This is a genomic window from Sulfurimonas sp. (assembly GCF_029027585.1).
Lineage (GTDB): Bacteria > Campylobacterota > Campylobacteria > Campylobacterales > Sulfurimonadaceae > Sulfurimonas.
Map to the genome: position 1 here is coordinate 1,886,855 of NZ_CP093397.1, position 18,473 is coordinate 1,905,327.

19 protein-coding genes are annotated in these 18,473 nt (G+C 27.6%); all 19 read left to right on the forward strand.

All coding sequences use genetic code 11. From position 1 onward, the window contains the following. Positions 1-22: 22 nt before the first annotated feature. The gene (gene pseB / locus MOV50_RS09750; RefSeq protein WP_321777719.1) at positions 23-1,027 is read left to right on the forward strand and encodes a UDP-N-acetylglucosamine 4,6-dehydratase (inverting); all 1,005 of its coding nucleotides are present in this window, start codon (positions 23-25) and stop codon (positions 1,025-1,027) included. Then, a complete protein-coding gene (locus MOV50_RS09755) occupies positions 1,017-1,910 on the forward strand; it encodes an SDR family oxidoreductase (RefSeq protein WP_321777720.1) in 894 nt (297 codons plus the stop codon). The genes pseB and MOV50_RS09755 overlap by 11 nt, the downstream gene beginning before the upstream one ends. Continuing rightward, complete coding sequence (locus MOV50_RS09760; RefSeq protein ID WP_321777721.1) at positions 1,910-2,989, forward strand: N-acetylneuraminate synthase family protein; 1,080 nt, start codon at positions 1,910-1,912, stop codon at positions 2,987-2,989. Before MOV50_RS09755 ends, MOV50_RS09760 begins: the two co-directional genes overlap by 1 nt. Then, positions 2,982-3,512 carry a GNAT family protein gene (locus tag MOV50_RS09765; protein WP_321777722.1) on the forward strand — a complete coding sequence of 177 codons (531 nt, stop codon included), beginning with the start codon at positions 2,982-2,984 and terminating at the stop codon, positions 3,510-3,512. The genes MOV50_RS09760 and MOV50_RS09765 overlap by 8 nt, the downstream gene beginning before the upstream one ends. Continuing rightward, positions 3,499-4,419 (forward strand): aldo/keto reductase, encoded by a 921-nt coding sequence (locus MOV50_RS09770; protein WP_321777723.1) that lies wholly within the window; start codon positions 3,499-3,501, stop codon positions 4,417-4,419. Before MOV50_RS09765 ends, MOV50_RS09770 begins: the two co-directional genes overlap by 14 nt. Then, positions 4,419-5,189, forward strand: coding sequence for a glycosyltransferase family protein (locus MOV50_RS09775; RefSeq protein ID WP_321777724.1), 771 nt, complete (start codon positions 4,419-4,421; stop codon positions 5,187-5,189). The genes MOV50_RS09770 and MOV50_RS09775 overlap by 1 nt, the downstream gene beginning before the upstream one ends. Beyond that, positions 5,189-5,875, forward strand: coding sequence for a class I SAM-dependent methyltransferase (locus tag MOV50_RS09780; protein WP_321777725.1), 687 nt, complete (start codon positions 5,189-5,191; stop codon positions 5,873-5,875). The genes MOV50_RS09775 and MOV50_RS09780 overlap by 1 nt, the downstream gene beginning before the upstream one ends. Continuing rightward, complete coding sequence (locus tag MOV50_RS09785; RefSeq protein WP_321777726.1) at positions 5,876-7,186, forward strand: aminotransferase class III-fold pyridoxal phosphate-dependent enzyme; 1,311 nt, start codon at positions 5,876-5,878, stop codon at positions 7,184-7,186. A gap of 10 nt (positions 7,187-7,196) precedes the next feature. Beyond that, positions 7,197-7,925, forward strand: coding sequence for a glycosyltransferase family protein (locus MOV50_RS09790; protein WP_321777727.1), 729 nt, complete (start codon positions 7,197-7,199; stop codon positions 7,923-7,925). Beyond that, on the forward strand, positions 7,922-8,899 hold the full coding sequence (locus tag MOV50_RS09795) for a Gfo/Idh/MocA family protein (RefSeq protein ID WP_321777728.1): 978 nt from the start codon (positions 7,922-7,924) through the stop codon (positions 8,897-8,899). Before MOV50_RS09790 ends, MOV50_RS09795 begins: the two co-directional genes overlap by 4 nt. Beyond that, entirely contained in the window at positions 8,887-10,173 is a 1,287-nt protein-coding gene (locus MOV50_RS09800) for a DegT/DnrJ/EryC1/StrS family aminotransferase (protein ID WP_321777729.1), read from the forward strand. Before MOV50_RS09795 ends, MOV50_RS09800 begins: the two co-directional genes overlap by 13 nt. After that, a complete protein-coding gene (locus tag MOV50_RS09805; RefSeq protein WP_321777730.1) occupies positions 10,160-11,104 on the forward strand; it encodes a hypothetical protein in 945 nt (314 codons plus the stop codon). The genes MOV50_RS09800 and MOV50_RS09805 overlap by 14 nt, the downstream gene beginning before the upstream one ends. A 364-nt stretch (positions 11,105-11,468) precedes the next feature. Next, complete coding sequence (locus MOV50_RS09810; RefSeq protein ID WP_321777731.1) at positions 11,469-12,698, forward strand: class I SAM-dependent methyltransferase; 1,230 nt, start codon at positions 11,469-11,471, stop codon at positions 12,696-12,698. Between the two features lie 23 nt (positions 12,699-12,721). Next, complete coding sequence (locus MOV50_RS09815) at positions 12,722-13,693, forward strand: GDP-mannose 4,6-dehydratase (RefSeq protein WP_321779659.1); 972 nt, start codon at positions 12,722-12,724, stop codon at positions 13,691-13,693. A gap of 3 nt (positions 13,694-13,696) precedes the next feature. Then, complete coding sequence (locus MOV50_RS09820) at positions 13,697-14,542, forward strand: glycosyltransferase family 2 protein (protein ID WP_321777732.1); 846 nt, start codon at positions 13,697-13,699, stop codon at positions 14,540-14,542. 56 nt (positions 14,543-14,598) lie between these two features. Then, the gene (locus MOV50_RS09825; protein ID WP_321777733.1) at positions 14,599-16,293 is read left to right on the forward strand and encodes an ABC transporter ATP-binding protein; all 1,695 of its coding nucleotides are present in this window, start codon (positions 14,599-14,601) and stop codon (positions 16,291-16,293) included. 2 nt (positions 16,294-16,295) lie between these two features. Next, a complete protein-coding gene (locus tag MOV50_RS09830; protein ID WP_321777734.1) occupies positions 16,296-16,817 on the forward strand; it encodes a GNAT family protein in 522 nt (173 codons plus the stop codon). Between the two features lie 57 nt (positions 16,818-16,874). Continuing rightward, positions 16,875-17,696: a hypothetical protein gene (locus tag MOV50_RS09835; protein WP_321777735.1), complete on the forward strand. Its 822-nt coding sequence runs from the start codon at positions 16,875-16,877 to the stop codon at positions 17,694-17,696. 399 nt (positions 17,697-18,095) lie between these two features. Continuing rightward, on the forward strand, positions 18,096-18,473 hold the full coding sequence (locus MOV50_RS09840; RefSeq protein WP_321777736.1) for a hypothetical protein: 378 nt from the start codon (positions 18,096-18,098) through the stop codon (positions 18,471-18,473).

Genomic DNA, 18,473 nt, shown 5'->3' on the forward strand with positions numbered 1-18,473 from the left:
ATATGAGAGGAGAGCACTAAAAATGTTTAATAATAAGAATTTATTAATTACAGGTGGAACGGGAAGTTTTGGTAAAAAGTGTGTAGAAATGATTTTATCTAAATATAGACCTAACAAAATAATTATATTTAGTAGGGATGAAGTAAAACAACATGGAATGTCTCAAGTTTTTAATAATGATTGTATGAGATACTTTATAGGTGATATTAGAGACGCAGAGAGATTGAATGAAGCAATGTATGAAGTAGATTTTGTTATTCATACAGCTGTGTTGAAAAATACTCTAATTACTGAATATAATCCTGTAGAGTGTATAAAAACAAATGTAACAGGAAGTGAAAATGTAATAAAAGCTGCAATAAAAAATAATGTTGAAAAAGTAATATCTTTGTCAACAGGTAAAGCAGCAAGTCCAATTAATCTTTATGGTGCTACAAAATTAACTTCAGATAAACTTTTTGTCGCAGCAAATAATATGGTAGGAAATCATAGAACTAAATTTTCAGTAGTTCGATATGGAAATGTTATAGGGAGTCGTGGTTCTGTTATTCCATTTTTTAAAAATTTAATTAAAGAAGGAACAGAATCACTACCAATAACGGATACTGGAATGACAAGATTTCTAATAACACTTTCTGATGGTGTAGAGTTTGTAGTTAAAAGTTTTAAAAGAATGCACGGTGGAGAAATATTTGTTCCTAAAACTTCTTCAATTAAAATAACAGATTTAGCATTATTTTTAGCTCCTGAATTGCCTCATAAAATCGTAGGTATTAGACCTGGGGAAAAACTACATGAAGTTATGTGTCCGTCTGATGATAGCCATATTACATTAGAATTTGATGATCATTTTGTTATTAAACCTAGTATTCAAATACTTGTTAAATCAGACTATTTAGTTAATAAGCTTAACGAAAAAGGTAATGTAGTTAAAACTGGGTTTGAGTATAATTCTGGAAATAATAATGATTGGTTTACTAAGCAATCTTTCTTAAAAGTACTTATGGAAAACGGTAGTGAAATATAAAATAGCAATTATTGGTGGCACCGGATTACTTGGTTCTAATTTGTTAAAGTTATATTCAAGTCATGATGTAATTTCTTTTTCAAGAATGAATGCCATGAATATTGATAATTTAAAAAACGTAATTATTAATTTTAGTTTTTTAGATAGAGATTTGACAAAATATTTTGTATCTTGGAAACCAGATATTATAATTAATGCGGTAGGGTTAATTAACCTGCAATTGTGTGAAGAAAATTTTTCTTTAGCCTATGATGTGAATGTTAGAATAGCGAAAGAGTTAGCTTTAATATCTAGTAAACTTGATACATATTTTATACATATTTCAACTGACCATTACTATAATGATTTAAAAATAAAACATAATGAAAAAGATGAAGTTTTATTTTTAAATTATTATTCCAAAACAAAATATGAAGCAGAAATTGAAGTTTTAAAAAATCATAAAAAGGCATTAGTGGTTAGAACAAATATAATTGGTTTTAGAAATAACAATGTAGACTCTTTCTTTGAATGGTTGTTAAAATCAATGATAAAGCAAGATAGTATAAATTTATTTTCAAATTTTTATACATCACCTATAAGTGTTAGAGAGTTTGGTAGTATATTACTTAAATGTTTTGAAAAAAAGTTAGAAGGTATATATAACATATCATCTTCAGAAGTAATGGATAAGTATAATTTTGGTATAAAAATAGCAAATAGATTTGAATTTACAATCGCTAATATAAACAAATTAGAAATAAAACAGAATAGTGCTAGTAATTTAAAAAGATCATTGACTTTGGGTCTAGATGTTTCTAAAATAGAAAGTGCACTAGATTTTAAAATGCCTACAATTAGTGAAACTGTAGATAGTCTATATTATGAATATAAGGGAAAATAATGAATAATAATAGTTTTAAAATAGGCAATAGTGAAATAAATGCAGACTCAAAAACATATTTTATAGCTGATATAGCAGCAAATCATGGTGGTGATTTAGAAAAAGCAAAAGAGTTGATTTATATGGCTAAAGAGGCTGGTGCTAATGCTGCAAAATTTCAACATTTTAAGGCAAAGACCATTGTAAGTGATTATGGTTTTAAAACACTTGGTTCTAAAGCAAGTCATCAAAAAGCTTGGACAAAGTCCATTTATGAGGTTTATGAAGATGCTGAAGTACCTTTAAACTGGACAGAAACACTTTTTGAAACATGTAAAAAAGCTAATATAGATTTTTTTACATCTCCTTATGATATAAATGAAATAGATTTTATTGATAAATATATACCTGCTTATAAAGTTGGTTCTGGAGATATTACATTTCATGATATTGTAATGAAAATGGCAAATTATGAAAAACCTATTTTAATTGCTACAGGCGCGTCAAAATTAGATGAAGTTATAGATTTAATGCAAAAAGTAAAAAAAGTTAATAATGATATTGTTTTAATGCAGTGTAATACAAACTATACTGCTAACGATGAAAACTTTAAATATATACAACTTAATGTATTAAAATCGTATGCACAACTATTTCCAAATGCAATATTAGGTTTATCTGATCATACGCTGGGACATACTACAGTTTTAGGAGCAGTTGCACTTGGGGCTAAAGTTATTGAAAAACATTTTACTGACAATAATGATTTAGAGGGACCTGACCATAAATTTTCAATGAATCCAAAGACTTGGAGAGAAATGGTTGATAGAACTAGAGAGCTGGAATATGCACTTGGAAGATCTATAAAAAAAGTTGAAGATAATGAAAAAGAAACTTGTATATTACAAAGACGTTGTTTAAGAGCGGTAATGGACTTGAAACAAGGTGATATTATCACAAGTGACATGTTGGAAGTTTTAAGACCAGCACCAAAAGGTGCAATTTTACCTTACGAAATAAATGAGATAATTGGTAAGAAACTTAACAATAATGTTGTATCTGGAGCAGATATTAAATGGAGTGATATTAAAAATGATTAGTGGTACAAATATTGGATTAAGAGCTATTGAAAAAGATGATTTACCGCAATTAAGGCAATGGAGAAATAATCCAGAATTAAGAAAGTATTTTCGAGAAACCGATGAGATTAATATTGTAAATCAGGAAAAGTGGTTTGAAACTGTAATTGCTAAGAACTCTATCCACAAGATGTTCTCAATAGTTAAATTGGACACAGATGAACTAATGGGTGCGTGTGGACTTTGTTATATTGATAGTGTTAATAGAAGTTCAGATTTTTCTATATATATAGGTTACGATAATCTTTATATAGATGATAAATATGCTGTAGAAGCAGCAGAATTAATGAAGGATTATGGATTTAATGTATTGAATTTACATAGACTATGGGCTGAGATATATAGCATTGATGAACCTAAAAAGATCTTTTTTAATACATTGGGATTTTCATTGGACGGAGATTTCAGAGAGACATATTGGTATGATGGTCAATGGCATAATTCCTTATTTTATTCATTGTTGAGCACAGATGAAAACAATTAAATGGAATGAGTACGAACTATCTAAACTTTGTTTGGGCACAGTTCAATTTGGCTTAGATTATGGCATAGCAAATAAGTCTGGAGAAATATCTCAAAGTAGTGTAAATATGATACTTAAATATGTAGTTGCTAATGAAGTAAATAGTTTTGATACCGGTTCTATGTATGGAAATAGTGAAGAGAAAATAGGTCATTTTTTTAAAAATCAGAATAAACTAAATATAAATATTATTTCAAAAATAAAATCAGATTTTTTTATATTAGACGTGGACGAAGCCGTAAAAAATATTAGTAAATCATTAAACTACTTGGACATCCCTTCACTCTTCGCATTACTCTTACATAATTGTGACGCACTTAAAAATTGGACTTCCAATAATGATAAGTTGATTTCAGTTCTTAAAGAACAAGGATTGATAAGTTACTTTGGTATCTCAATATATACAGATAAAGAGTTTAATTTAGCATTAAAAAACAAAAATGTTGATGTAATCCAAATTCCGTTTAACCTACTTGATCAAAGAGCAATATCAAAAAATTGGCTTGTGAAGGCAAAAGAAAAAAATAAATTGATTTTTATAAGAAGTGTTTATTTACAAGGTCTTATATTAATGGATTCTAATAATATACCAGATAATTTGAGAAAAGCAAAAAAATATATAGAAATCATAGAAGAAGTTTCTAGTGAATTAAATATAACAAAGAATGAGTTAGCATTGTCTTTTGTTGATCAAATGGCAAAAGAAGCTATTCTTTTATTTGGTTGCGATAATTTAGAACAAGCTATTGAAAATACTCTTAATTACAGTAACTTACCAGAATTAAATGATGAAACATTAGATTATTTAACTGATAGTTTATCTGCTACTGAAGAAGATATTTATAATCCAACGAAGTGGAATAATTAATGAATTTAGCAATACTACAGGCTCGCATGAGTTCGACTAGATTACCTAATAAAGTATTAAAGAAAGTAAATGGTAAAGAGCTTTTAGCCTATGAATGTGAAAGACTTTTAAAATCTAAAAAAATTGATAAGCTAATTATTGCAACATCAAATGATAAAAGTGATGACGCAATAGAAAATTTTGGAACTGAGAATAATATAAAGGTGTTTAGAGGTTCATTAGATGATGTATTATCAAGATATTATGAATGTGCAAAAGAGTTTAGAGATAAAGAAAATATTGATGATTTAAATATTATAAGAGTTACTGGAGATTGTCCAATTATAGACACTGAAGTTATTGATGAAGTTATTAAATCTTTTGAAGAGAATGATTGTGAATATACTTCAAATACACTAACCCCAACATATCCAGATGGTATGGATATAGAAATTTGTACATTTTCTGCTCTAGAATATACATATAAAAATGCAACTTTTAAGTCAGATAGGGAGCATGTAACGCTATATATAAAAAATAGTGATAAGTTTAAAAAATTTAATTATGAAGCTAAAAATGATTTTTCTAATTTACGATTAACTGTAGACGAACAAAATGACTTTGATTTGATAAAAAATATTTTAGAAAACTTATATCCAGTTAATCATGATTTTACATATCTTGATGTTATATCATACATGACGAAGAATCCAAATTTATTTTTTGTAAACTCTAATATACAGAGAGATGAAGGCTTAGATAAATCACTAAAAGAAGATGGGAGAAAATAATGGATACAAAAATATGGACAGAAGAAAGTGATAATTATACAAGAAGAGCTATTGAAGTTCATGGAGAAGAATTATATAACACTTCTGATAGGCTTGAGTCTTCAAAAGATGTATTTGATAATATAAGTAAATTTATAAAAAAACCTAAATCTATACTAGATGTTGGTTGTGCCTTTGGTGCTAGTATAGAAGCTTTAAAAGATAGATTTAAAGAGGCTTCTTTTTTTGGCATTGACCCTGGTAAAGAATCTATTCAAATAGCAAGTAAAAACTTATCAAATGACAATATATCATGCATAAATGGATTTAGTCATGAGTTGCCTTATGAAGATGATAAATTTGATATTATTATATTTTCAATGGTTTTACAATGGATACCTAGAAAAAAATTAATTAGAACCATTTCAGAAGTTGATAGAGTTCTAAAAGTCGGAGGAATAGTGTGTATACAAGAGTTTCTAGCAAATAAACCTGTAACTTCACAGTCTAGACATGATGAAGAAATTTATATATTTAAGGATGACTATGCATCTTTTTTTACTTCATATCCTTGGTATAAAGAAGTTTATAGAGATCTTAAAAAAACTGAAGATGGTGAAGACCAACAAAGAAATATTAGTATTGTCAAAAAATATAATATTGAAGATGTGTATACACTAAAGCAAGCTGCAATGGAGAAAGTATAAATGGGTAAATCACAAGAACTATATAAAAAAGCAAAAACTTTAATACCAGGTGGTACACAACTTTTATCAAAAAGACCAGAAATGTTTCTTCCAAACTTATGGCCAAGTTATTATAGTAAAGCAAAAGGTTGTAAAGTATGGGATCTTGATGGTAGAAAGTATCAAGATTTTAGTTATATGGGTATTGGGGCTAATATACTTGGATATGCAGATAAACATGTAAATAAAGCCGTTAAAAAAGCGATAGATGATAGCAGTATGTGTACTCTTAATGCTCCTGAAGAAGTTGAATTGGCTGATAAACTTTGTGAAATTCACCCTTGGGCTGATATGGTACGGTATGCTAAAAGTGGAGGTGAAAGCGCAACTATTGCTATAAGAATTGCAAGAGCTAGTACAAAAAAAGATATAGTACTTTTTTGTGGTTATCATGGTTGGCATGATTGGTACCTTGCAAGTAACTTAGGTGATGATAAAAATCTTGAAGGGCATCTTCTACCCGGGCTTAGTCCATTAGGAGTTCCAAAAGGGTTGAAGGGTACATCTTTTCCATTTGCTTATAATGATAAAAAAGCATTTGATGATTTGATAAAAAAATATGATGGAAAGATTGCGACTGTTATTATGGAACCACTTAGAAATACTTATCCAGATGCTGGATTTTTAGAGCATATAAGAAAAGTAACTAAGCAAAAAAATATTGTACTTATTTTTGATGAGATAAGTGCTGGATTTAGACTTTGTCTTGGCGGTAGTCACCTAATATTTAAAGTAGAACCAGATATTGCATTATTTGGAAAAGCATTCTCTAATGGCTATCCAATGGCGGCAGTAATAGGTAGAAGATCAATAATGGAAGCCGCGCAGGAATCTTTTATCAGTAGCACCTACTGGACAGATAAAATTGGATTGGTCGCAGCACTTGAAACTATAAAAAAATATAAAAAAAACAAGGTAGAAAAAGTACTTGATAAAAATGGTACTATGATACAAAATGGTTGGGAAAAATTAGCACATAAAAATAATTTAAATATATCAATCATGGGTATTAAACCATTAAGCTATTTTTCTTTTAATTATGAAAATGATAAAGAGATAAAAACTCTTTTTATACAAGAAATGTTGAAAAATGGCTTTTTAGCCACTACTGGTTATTATGCATCTTTCGCACATAAAAGTGATGATATAAATGATTATTTAAAATCTGTTGATCATGTTTTTAAACTTATAAAAAAAGCTATCAAAGATAATAATGTCAAAGAACTTTTAGATAGTGAAGTTTGTCACGGAGGATTTAAAAGATTAACTTAAGGAATTTGTTGTGAAAATAATTGCAAGTATAGAATGTAGAATGACCTCTAGTAGACTTCCCGGTAAAGTATTAATGAATGCCTTAGATAATATGAGTATGCTGGAAGTCATGGTTAAAAGAGTTAAACACTCAAAACTTATTGATGGGATTATTTTAGCCACCACAATTAATAAAGATGATGATGTTATAGTTGAACTAGCAAAAAAACTAAATGTTGATTACTTTAGGGGCAGTGAAGATGATGTTCTTAGTAGAGTTGTACAATCGCATGAAAGTGTAAAAAGTGATGTTATTGTAGAGTTAACTGGAGATTGTCCATTAATTGATCCAGCATTAATTGATCAATGTGTAAAAGTATATTTAGATAACAACTATGATTATGTATCAAATAACTATAAAAGAACTTTTCCTGATGGAAGTGATGTGCAAGTTTTTTCATTAGATGTATTACAAGAAGCAAATTTAAATACTAAAAATCCTTTAGATAGAGAACATGTATCAAAATATATATATGAAAATGCCAGATATTCAATATATACAATTGAAGCAATAGATAGCTATTATTGGCCAACTTTAGCTGTAACATTAGATGAAAAAGAAGACTATGAGTTGCTAAAAGATATCTTTAATTATTTTGATAACATTGATTTTACTACTTTAGACTATATAGAGTATTTAAAGAATAACATGGACTTATTGGAGATTAATGCACATATTAAGAGAAAGGGATTAAATTGATACTTAGTGTTGCTTTGATAGGTATTGGAAATATTGGTTATACATATGATATGTCTGTTGATAAAAAATCAGCATTATCTCATGCTAAAGCTATTTATTTGCATGATGACTTTGAATTAAAATATATTGTAGATATGCAAGATTCATATAAAGACAAAATTATTGATATGTTTCCTAAAGCTAATTTTTACAATAATTGGAAAGATATATTAGATAAAAATATTGATATTCTTGTCATTGCCTTACCAACTCATTTACACTATAGCTGTTTAAATGACTTTAAGAAAAAAGATATAAAGTATTTTATTGTAGAAAAACCATTATTTGACAATTCTGAAAATATCGATTTGCCAAAAGAGATAGAAGATAAAATCATTGTAAATTATTTTAGAAGATTTGAGCCATTATTAATTGATATTAAAAATAATATATCAAAAGGTATTTATGGAAAGCCAATAAAAGTCCTTAATAAATATGCAAAAGGTTTGAAACATAATGGTTCGCATAATATTGATTTAATGAATTATTTTTTCAAAGATTTACAAATACAAAATGTGAAGATCTTAGATAAAATAAATGATTATAGTTCTGAAGATAACACATACGATTTATTTATAAAAGTAGAAAGTCAAGAAAATGAATTTAGTATTTTTTTTATAGGTGGAGATGAAACAAAGTATAGTATATTTGAAATTGAATTAATTTTTGAAAATACAAGGATTAAAATAGATGATTTTGGAAGACTATTAAATATTTCTTATGTTATTAATGACCCTGATTATGATGGGTATAAAATGCTTGATAATAAGAACAATAGCATAGAAACTAATTATAAATTTTCTATGTTAAATCTTTATAATTATATTGCACAAATGCATCAAGATAATCTAAAAAATATATCATCTTTTAATGATGAAAATAAAACAAGTAGTTTTTTAAATGAAATATATAAGGAAATTAAATGTCAGTATTAGCGATAAATGGTGGTGAAAAAGTAAGAACGGAGTTGTTTGAACCATACAATTTAATGGGACAAGAAGAAAAAGATGCAGTGAATAAAGTTATGGATACTGGGGTTTTGTCAAAATTCATAGGAGCTTGGGAAGATGATTTTTATGGTGGTTCAGAAATTCAAGCTTTTGAAAGAGAGTGGAGCGAAGAGTTTGGTATTAAACATACAGTTTCAGTTAACTCGAATTCATCAGGGCTACATGTAGCTTTAGGGGCATGTGGTATTGGCTATGGTGATGAAGTTATTGTCTCTCCTTATAGTATGTCTGTCTCTGCTACTGCTCCTTTAGTTTGGAATGCTACACCAGTATTTGCTGATATTAGTCCAAATCATTATAATATTGATATTGACTCAATTAAAAAAAATATCACGGAAAAAACAAAAGCCATCATTGTTGTTCATATTATGGGATGTCCTGCTGATATGGATGAAATCATGAAAATAGCTAAAACATATAATTTATTTGTAATTGAAGATGCTGCACAAGCACCTTATTCTATGTATAAGGACCAGAGAGCTGGAACTATTGGTGATATAGGGGTTTATAGTTTAAATTACCATAAACATATACACACAGGAGAAGGTGGTATGTGTGTAACAAATAATAAAGTACTCTTTGAAAAAATGCAAATGATCAGAAATCATGCAGAATCAATTGTAGAAGCAAAAGGTGAAATAGATTTAGTAAACATGTTAGGGTTTAATTTTAGACTAACAGAAATTCAAGCAGCCATTGGAAGAGTACAAATTAAGAAATTAAGATCCGAGGTAAAAATAAGACAGCAATATGCAGAAATATTTAATAAGGCATTAAATAAGTATGAATTTATTGATATAACGAAGCTAGAGGATAGAACTCATTCGTATTATGTGCAAGCTTTTCAATTTCATGAAGAAAAAGTGGGGGTTAGTCGTGAAATATTTCTTGCTGCAGTACGTGCGGAGCTACAGCCCGTTAGGACAAGAGAAGATGAAGGTGTACCAGTATATGGAGGCTATGTAAAGCCACTACATTTAATTCCTATGTTTCAAAAAAGAAAAGTATATTCAAATGGTAGTTTTCCATTTAATAAAAATGTAAGTTATGATCGAGGTATTTGTCCAGTAGTAGAAGATATGCATGATAAAAAATTATGGACTCATGATTTTGTAAAATCATCACTCAAAGAAGAAGATGTTTTCGATTTAGTTAAAGCCTATCAAAAAGTATGTGATAATATTAATGAACTCAAATAGTATACAAGAGGTTAAAGTATTCGCTTATGATGCTGCATCTGCAAATGTTGTGCTGGCATTTGTCTATTTTAATTTTAATAACGAAAATTATAATGTTACGGCCTATCCCAAAGGGCCAGCTGTAAACATATTGCAAAAAGAGATGATAAATACAGCTAAAATTAAAGATGATGATCACTATGCTTTTAAGATGGACGATATTGTTATTACTGGACTATCAGGGATATCAAGTAATTATGAGTTGGAAGTTATTAGAATAGCTAAAAAAAATAAAGTCTCTCAAATAATTTCTTTATTAGATGTTGCAAGAAGTATTGATGATAGATTTTTATTAAATATAGAGAATATAGAAGAATTTTTACCTTATAGGATTTTAATCCCAACTGATAATCTGCAGGTATCAAAAGATAAAAAGATAAATAATCTTCTGGAAGAGTATGAAAACCCTTATTGGAAGTATGTTTACGAAAAGTATTACAAAATACCACCACCAATTACAAATGACTTAATACAAAAGAGTATAGGAAATTATATAGTTTTTTTTACAGAGTATATAAAAGAACAATTTGGCGATACTTTAGGCTATGATGAATTCACAATTATGAGTGATTTTATTGATGTGTTTAGAAATACAAATATTTCTATTTATATAAAACTACATCCTAGTGAAGAAAAAAATAAATATGATAAATATATTCCTAATGATAGTAAGATATATGTAATTAAAGATGAAATATCAACACAGGAAATATTATATTATGCAAAAGTTGTATTTGGATGTATGACATCAGTGTTTTATGAGGCATTGTTATTACATAAACAATGTTTTAGTTTGCAATTAAATTATAAAAAAGATATTTTTGAATTAACATTAGAAAATAAAATAACTAGAGTTGAAACGAAAAAACAATTGACTGAATGTTTACAATGAAAATATTTACCATGTATATAAAAGATAATTTTAGCTAAAAAAGGGTATTATTATCTAGATAAACAGCATATGTAGGAATACGATGTTAATAATGAGTATTTTAAATTTGATAACAGATAAAAAAATATTATATAATAACATGTTGGATTAGTTAAGTTATTAATAAATACCGACTATATTTTATGGAACTTAGAGGCTACAAGAGAGTTTTATAAAATCTTTAAAGTTGATAAGCTTACTTTAGTAAAAATATTTACTAGAGTAAAAAACTATTACTAAACATAAAATTAGAAATTGTAGTCTATCAGAAAAAGATAATTTAATTGATATGTAAAAATAAAGTAAGAAAATATAAAGGAACATAATGTACACAGAGATAGATAAATGTCGTATTAGTGGTAGTAAAAATTTAATAAATGTTTTATCATTAGGAGAGCAGCATTTAACTGGTGTTTTTCCTGAAACTAAAGATCAGGAAATTACAAAAGGACCTTTAGACTTAGTATGGTGTCCTGATAGTGGATTGTTACAATTAAAACAATCATACGACTCAAGTGAAATGTATGGTGATAACTATGGTTATCGTTCGGGGTTAAATCAATCTATGGTTGATCATTTATCACATAAAATAAATACGCTTGAAAAATTTGTAGGCCTTACAAGCAGTGATATTGTTATTGACATTGGTAGTAATGACGCGACATCATTAAAGTCTTATAAAGCATCTTGTAAAAAAGTTGGTATTGATCCAACTGGAAACAAGTTTAAGCAGTATTATACGGATGATATTGAGTTGATACCAGATTTTTTTACAGCTGATAAATTTATAAAAATTTTTGGTGAGAAAAAAGCCAAAATTATTACTTCAATAGCAATGTTTTATGATTTGGAAAGTCCTTTAGATTTTATTTTTGATATCGAAAAAATATTGACAATTGATGGAGTATGGCATTTTGAACAAAGTTATATGCCATCTATGTTACGTACTAATGCTTATGATACTATTTGTCATGAACACCTTGAATTTTACTCATTTAGAGTTGTTAAAAACATGCTAGAAGAAAAAGGTATGAAGGTTGTTGATGTTCAGCTAAATTCTATTAATGGTGGGAGTTTTTCAATAACTGCATCTAAAAAAGATGCAAGTTTTAAATCAAATACACCTGTTATAAATTGGATGTTAAAACAAGAGGATGATTTAAGACTTGATACTCCAAAGCCTTATAGAGATTTTGAAGAAAGAGTTTTTAGACATAGAAATAATTTAAGAGATCTTATTTTATCTTTAGTTGAGGATGGTAAAACAGTATTAGGATATGGTGCTAGTACAAAAGGCAATGTACTTTTGCAATTTTGTAATCTTACTTCTAAAGAAATACCATATATAGCTGAAGTTAATCCTGAAAAATTTGGTAAATATACACCTGGAACTAAAATACCAATTATTTCAGAAGAAGAAGCTAGAAAGCTGAAACCTGATTACTTCTTAGTATTACCTTGGCATTTTAGAGATTCAATCTTATCTAAAGAAAAACAATTTATATCTGATGGAGGTAAATTTATTTTCCCTTTACCTGAAATCGAAATTGTTTAGAGTTTTACTTGCATAAAAAAGCATTGATAACTGGTATTTATGGACAAGATGGAAGTTACATGGCTGAGATTTTAAAAGATAAAGACTATGTAGTTTATGGAATAGTAAAAAAAACATTATCATCTAATTCTGAGAGTATAAAAGCATATTTGACGAGTATAGGTGTGGTGCCAATAGTATTTAATGTTGATTTATGTAACTACAATGATTTAAAAAATTTATTGTTAGAGCTATGCCCTGATGAGATTTACCATCTTTCAGCTTATCATTATAGTTCAGAGAGTTCATTAAATAATGACTACCATGAGAAGTTATTATTTGAACATAATGTAGCCTCAACATTAAATATACTTAGTATTTGCAGTGAGTATTTAAAAAATACTAGGATTGTAACTGCTGGATCATGTTTAATGTTTGATAGTAGTAAGACAATTAAACAGAATGAGAAAACACCTTTTTCTTCATCAAGTTTATATGGATTGGCTAAAATTACAGAAGCAAATTTGGTTAAATATTATAGAGATAAAGGGCTCCATGCATCAACTGCAATTTTATATAATCATGAATCATCAAGAAGAAAAGATAATTTTGTAACAAAAAAAATAATAAAAAATTTAGTTGCTGTTCAAAATGGAGAAATTGAAAAATTTAGTTTGGGAAATATTAACATAACTAAAGATTGGGGCTATGCTAGGGATTATACATATGGTATGTTTCTAATGTGCCAAAGTAGTAGTCCAAAGGATTATATTTTAGCGTCAGGAACTAGTCGTAGCATAAGAAATTTTATTGAAATAGCTGCAAAAATATTAGAGATTAAAAATTGGGAAAAACATATAGAAATTGATAGAAAGTTCCTAACAAGAAAGTTCAGTACAGAACTTAAAGGTGATTCATCACTTGCGAGCAGTGAACTTAAATGGAAAAGTATGCTAAAGTTAGAAAAATTAATTGAATTAATGATTAAAAATGAACTCAATGAAAATTTGGAGTAATAAATGAAAGAAAAAATTTCTGCTGTTGTTTGTATATTAAATGAAGAAAAGAGACTCGAAGATTGTTTGCTTTTACTTTTAAAGAATAAACCAGATGAAATAATAGTAGTTGATGGTGGTTCGTCAGATAAAAGTGTAGAAATAGCAAAAAAGTATACTAATAATATAATTGAAAGCAAAAACTCCAATTTAACACGCGATAGACAAAAAGGTATAAATGCAGCAAAAAATCAATATATTGCTATGATCGATGCAGATCATCGCCTAGAAAAAAATACGCTTGAAAGTTTATTAAATGAATTAAATAAATATTCTTTTGATATTGGACAGTCTCAACTTAAATCATATGAAAATTTGAGTTGGTTAAATAGAGCAGAAGAAGAACAATGGAATTTAACACATAATATTTCAGAAACAAGAAAAATGATTGGTGTTGCACCAGCAATATACAAAAAAAGTATTTTTGATAAAGTTAAGTTTGATGATTATATTACTAAAACAATAGACGATACTGACTTTAGTTATCGTTTATCTTTGCATCCAGAATTCAAATATGGAATTTTAGATACGAAGGTTTCTCAATTACATGATCCTTCTTTAAAAAGTTATATGAAAAAGTTCAAATGGTATGGTATAGGAGATGGGGAATTTTGTATTAAAAACCCTAGAAGAATGTTCTCGATGATTTTTCATTTAGCGATAAGATATCCAGTTGTTTACTCAGTTAAATCGGCAATAAAATTTAAATTCTTAACAATACCTTTTTTCATTTTACAAGGTAATGTTAGATTGTATTTTGCATTATCTACTATTATAAAAAATTATATGCAAATATTATTTAAAAAGTAAAAAATATCTTTTTATGATTTATAATTGCCTAAAGAAAAAGAAAAAGAAAAAGAAATATGACACAGTTAAATAAAGTTAAAGCTATAATTAGTAAAAAAGATAAGTGGTTTTTAATAATACTTATTTTTATGAGTATTATATTATCTATAATAGAAACGGTTGGTATTACAGCTATTATGCCATTCATAACAACAGCCTCAAATCCAAATATAATTTTAGAAAATGAATATTATAAATTAATTTATGATTTCTTTGATTTTAACAGCACAATGCAGTTTGTTATATGGTTTGGAGCCTTATTAATAGTTTTCTATATATTAAGAGGTATATACACTATTTTTTACACATATACTTTGAATAGATTTGCTTTCGGTAGATATCATAAATTTGCATTCGAACTTCTTCAGGGTTATACCAGTATTTCTTATAAGGAATTTATAAATAAGAATAGTTCCACATTAACCAAAACAATTGTTAATGAAGCTATGAATATTACATATTATCTTCAAAATCTTTTGATACTGTTTTCAGAAATATTTACAATTTCTTTTCTATATATAATCTTACTTTTTGTTGATTATAAAATGACACTAATCTTGACATTAATACTTGTTATTAAAGTTTTATTTATTATGAAAACTATTTCTAAAAAAATTAAAAAAGAAGGTCTTAGAAGAAGTGAGTTTCAAGATGGTTTTTACAGGATACTAGGAAAAGCATTTGGTAATTTTAAGTTTACAAAGTTGAGAGGAAATGAAGCAACAATTTTAAGAGAATTTTCCAATAAAAGTGAAGGTTTCTCTAAAACAAATGTATTAAATAGTACTTTACAAGTTATGCCACGAATAATTTTAGAAGTAATAGGTTTTGGGATGTTGATTTCAATTGTGATGTATGTATTAGTAACTACTAAAGATGCCACACAAATAATACCAATTGTTTCTATATATGCATTAGCTCTTTATAGAATGTTGCCAGCATTAACAAAAATATTAAATAGTTATAACCAAATGATGTATCTTTCAACTGCTTTAGATATAGTTTATGATGATTTAGTTGTTCCTGTTGATACAGAGGGCAATACCCAGTTGAATTTTAATGAGAAGATTGAAGCCAGAAACATTTGTTTTTCTTATGATGATGAAAATGATATTCTTAAAAATTTGAATTTAACAATTAACAAAGGTGAAAAAGTAGCTTTTATTGGAGCAAGTGGTAGTGGAAAAAGTACATTGGTAGATGTTCTTATCGGTATATATAAACCACGATTAGGTGAAGTGTTGATTGATGGTATGATTCTAACTCCAGACAACATTCGATCATGGAGAAAGAAAGTTGGATATATCCCCCAATCAATATATCTCTTTGATGGAACAGTATCTGAAAATATATCATTTGGTGATAAACTAGATCAGTCAAAAGTTATTGATGCATTAAAGAAAGCTAATATTTATGACTATTTAGAACAACAGGCTGAAGGCATAGAAACAAAAGTTGGGGAAGGTGGTATTAAGTTAAGTGGTGGTCAGAAACAGCGTATAGGAATAGCAAGAGCTTTATATAATGAGCCAGATATTCTTGTTTTAGATGAAGCAACTTCGGCTTTAGATATTGATACGGAAGAAAAAATTATGAAAGAAATATATAAATTAAGTTCAGATAAAACATTACTGATTATTGCACATAGACTTTCTACTATAGAAGGCTGTGAAAGGGTGATAGATCTAGAAAAATTAGATAGAGAGAATTAAGCATGAAACTAGAGGGAAAAAATATATATCTAAGGCCTATAGAATTTAATGATTCAAATGGTAACTATCCACATTGGTTTAATGATCCAATAGTTTGCAAATATAATTCACATGGAGATTATTTATATACTAAACAAATGGCGATTGACTATATTAAGATGATAGAAGCATCAAACATAGATGAAGTTTATGCTATATGTGATAAAAAAACGAATAATCATATAGGTAATATAGCTCTTCATAACATATCTCAAAAAAATAGATGCGCAGAATTTGCAATTCTAATTGGTGAAATTTCTTTTATGGGTCAAGGTATAGGTAAAGAAGCTGTAGAAATTATTATAGATTATGCATTTAATATATTAAAGTTCCATCGTGTTTACTGTGGTGTTAGTCAACATAATGTCGCAATGCAAAAACTTGTATTAAATCTAAGGATGAAACAAGAGGGTGTATTGGTAGATGCAATGATTAAAAACGATCAATATGCTGATATATATTTATATGCGATAATAAACAATTAAACACTAAAAAATAGATTGAATGATTTAAATGAGGAGCTTTATGATGGAAAATATTAGATGAAAAAACTTGCTATTTATAAATTGTTAAAATCAAAATATTACGCTTATTACCTTGATAATATGACCAAGTTATTTATCAATCATAATCGTAAAGTATGGAAAATACTTAATAATAAAGAAAAAAATTTAGATGGAGAAATTCTTTTTGAACTAAATGGTATGCATAGTGCAGCAATAGCAAGTAGTTATTTAGCAAATGCATTAAGTGAAAAATATCAATCAAAAATTGTAGGGTATTATTTATCTAAACCTAATTGGAAGACTTTATATGGTTTTTTAAAACGTGTTTATGAAAAAGTATATGCATCGTTTGGAATGTCTAAGATAGTTTATACTAAACTCGATAAGAGCTTACAAAGTGAGTCTTATACTTTATATGAAAAAGTATATACTTCATTAAATACAAAGAGAGATGTAGAAAATATTACTATTGATGGTGTATTAATTGGTGACCTTATTTATGATTCATATCTTCGGTCAATGAGTAAACCAACAGTAGATATAGAAGATAATAACTTTAGAGATTCCCTTAAAAACTCATTAGATATATATACTTTTTGGAAAAATTATTTTGACACGCATAAAATAAAAGCGATAAATGTAAGTCATTGTGTCTATAATCTAGCAATTCCACTTAGAATTGCAATTAGCAAAGAGATTCCAGCATTTCAAGTTTCTCCAGCATATGTATATAGCTTAAATAAAAATAATACACATGCGTATACAGATTTTTTTGGAACGAAAGAAATATTTAGTAAACTTTCTGTAGATATTCAAAAAAAATGCTTTAGAACTAGCAAAACAAAAGATAGAACTTAGATTTCAAGGAAAGGTAGGTGTTGATATGGCTTACTCTAGTAAGTCAGCATATACACAACATAAAAATGAACGATTAATAAAAGAAAGCCAAGAAAAAAAGTTTTTATAGCTCTACATTGTTTTTTTGATAGTCCTCATTCGTATGGATATAATCTATTTCCAGATTTTTATGAATGGTTAGATTTTTTAGGTAATATATCTGAAGAAACAGAATATGATTGGTATCTGAAAACACATCCAGACTTTTTACCAGGTAATACACTAATTATAAATGAATTTCTGAAAAAATATACAAAATTCAATTTAATACCTTCTGATAGTTCCCATCATCAGATTATAGAAGAGGGCATTGATGTCGCATTAACTACTTATGGAACCATTGGTTTTGAATATGCAGCATTGGGAGTACCTGTTATCAATGCATCTTTAAATAATCCACATATCGCATATAACTTTAATTTGCATCCAAAAAGTGTTGAAGAATACTCTGAAATGTTATATGATCTAGATAAAATAAATTTGAATATTGATAAAAATGAGGTGTATGAATACTATTTTATGAGACATCTGTATAGATATGATAAATGGTTGTTTGATGATCATGACCAAATGATAAAAGATTTAGGAGGCTATTCTGAACAGTTTACCTCAAAGATGTATGAATATTGGATGCAAAAATTTACTTCTTTAAAGCATAACAAAAAAATATTAGCATTAAACTCATTTATAGATTCTGGGGATTTTGTTCTAGAAAGTAAGCATTTTAAAAAGGATTGA

Bases quoted from the DNA above. Each gene is read 5' to 3' on its own strand.
- pseB (WP_321777719.1), top strand. From the start codon at position 23: ATGTTTAATAATAAGAATTTATTAATTACAGGTGGAACGGGAAGTTTT.
- MOV50_RS09760 (WP_321777721.1), top strand. From the start codon at position 1,910: ATGAATAATAATAGTTTTAAAATAGGCAATAGTGAAATAAATGCAGAC.
- MOV50_RS09765 (WP_321777722.1), top strand. From the start codon at position 2,982: ATGATTAGTGGTACAAATATTGGATTAAGAGCTATTGAAAAAGATGAT.
- MOV50_RS09770 (WP_321777723.1), top strand. From the start codon at position 3,499: ATGAAAACAATTAAATGGAATGAGTACGAACTATCTAAACTTTGTTTG.
- MOV50_RS09775 (WP_321777724.1), top strand. From the start codon at position 4,419: ATGAATTTAGCAATACTACAGGCTCGCATGAGTTCGACTAGATTACCT.
- MOV50_RS09780 (WP_321777725.1), top strand. From the start codon at position 5,189: ATGGATACAAAAATATGGACAGAAGAAAGTGATAATTATACAAGAAGA.
- MOV50_RS09785 (WP_321777726.1), top strand. From the start codon at position 5,876: ATGGGTAAATCACAAGAACTATATAAAAAAGCAAAAACTTTAATACCA.
- MOV50_RS09800 (WP_321777729.1), top strand. From the start codon at position 8,887: ATGTCAGTATTAGCGATAAATGGTGGTGAAAAAGTAAGAACGGAGTTG.
- MOV50_RS09805 (WP_321777730.1), top strand. From the start codon at position 10,160: ATGAACTCAAATAGTATACAAGAGGTTAAAGTATTCGCTTATGATGCT.
- MOV50_RS09810 (WP_321777731.1), top strand. From the start codon at position 11,469: ATGTACACAGAGATAGATAAATGTCGTATTAGTGGTAGTAAAAATTTA.
- MOV50_RS09820 (WP_321777732.1), top strand. From the start codon at position 13,697: ATGAAAGAAAAAATTTCTGCTGTTGTTTGTATATTAAATGAAGAAAAG.
- MOV50_RS09825 (WP_321777733.1), top strand. From the start codon at position 14,599: ATGACACAGTTAAATAAAGTTAAAGCTATAATTAGTAAAAAAGATAAG.
- MOV50_RS09830 (WP_321777734.1), top strand. From the start codon at position 16,296: ATGAAACTAGAGGGAAAAAATATATATCTAAGGCCTATAGAATTTAAT.
- MOV50_RS09835 (WP_321777735.1), top strand. From the start codon at position 16,875: ATGAAAAAACTTGCTATTTATAAATTGTTAAAATCAAAATATTACGCT.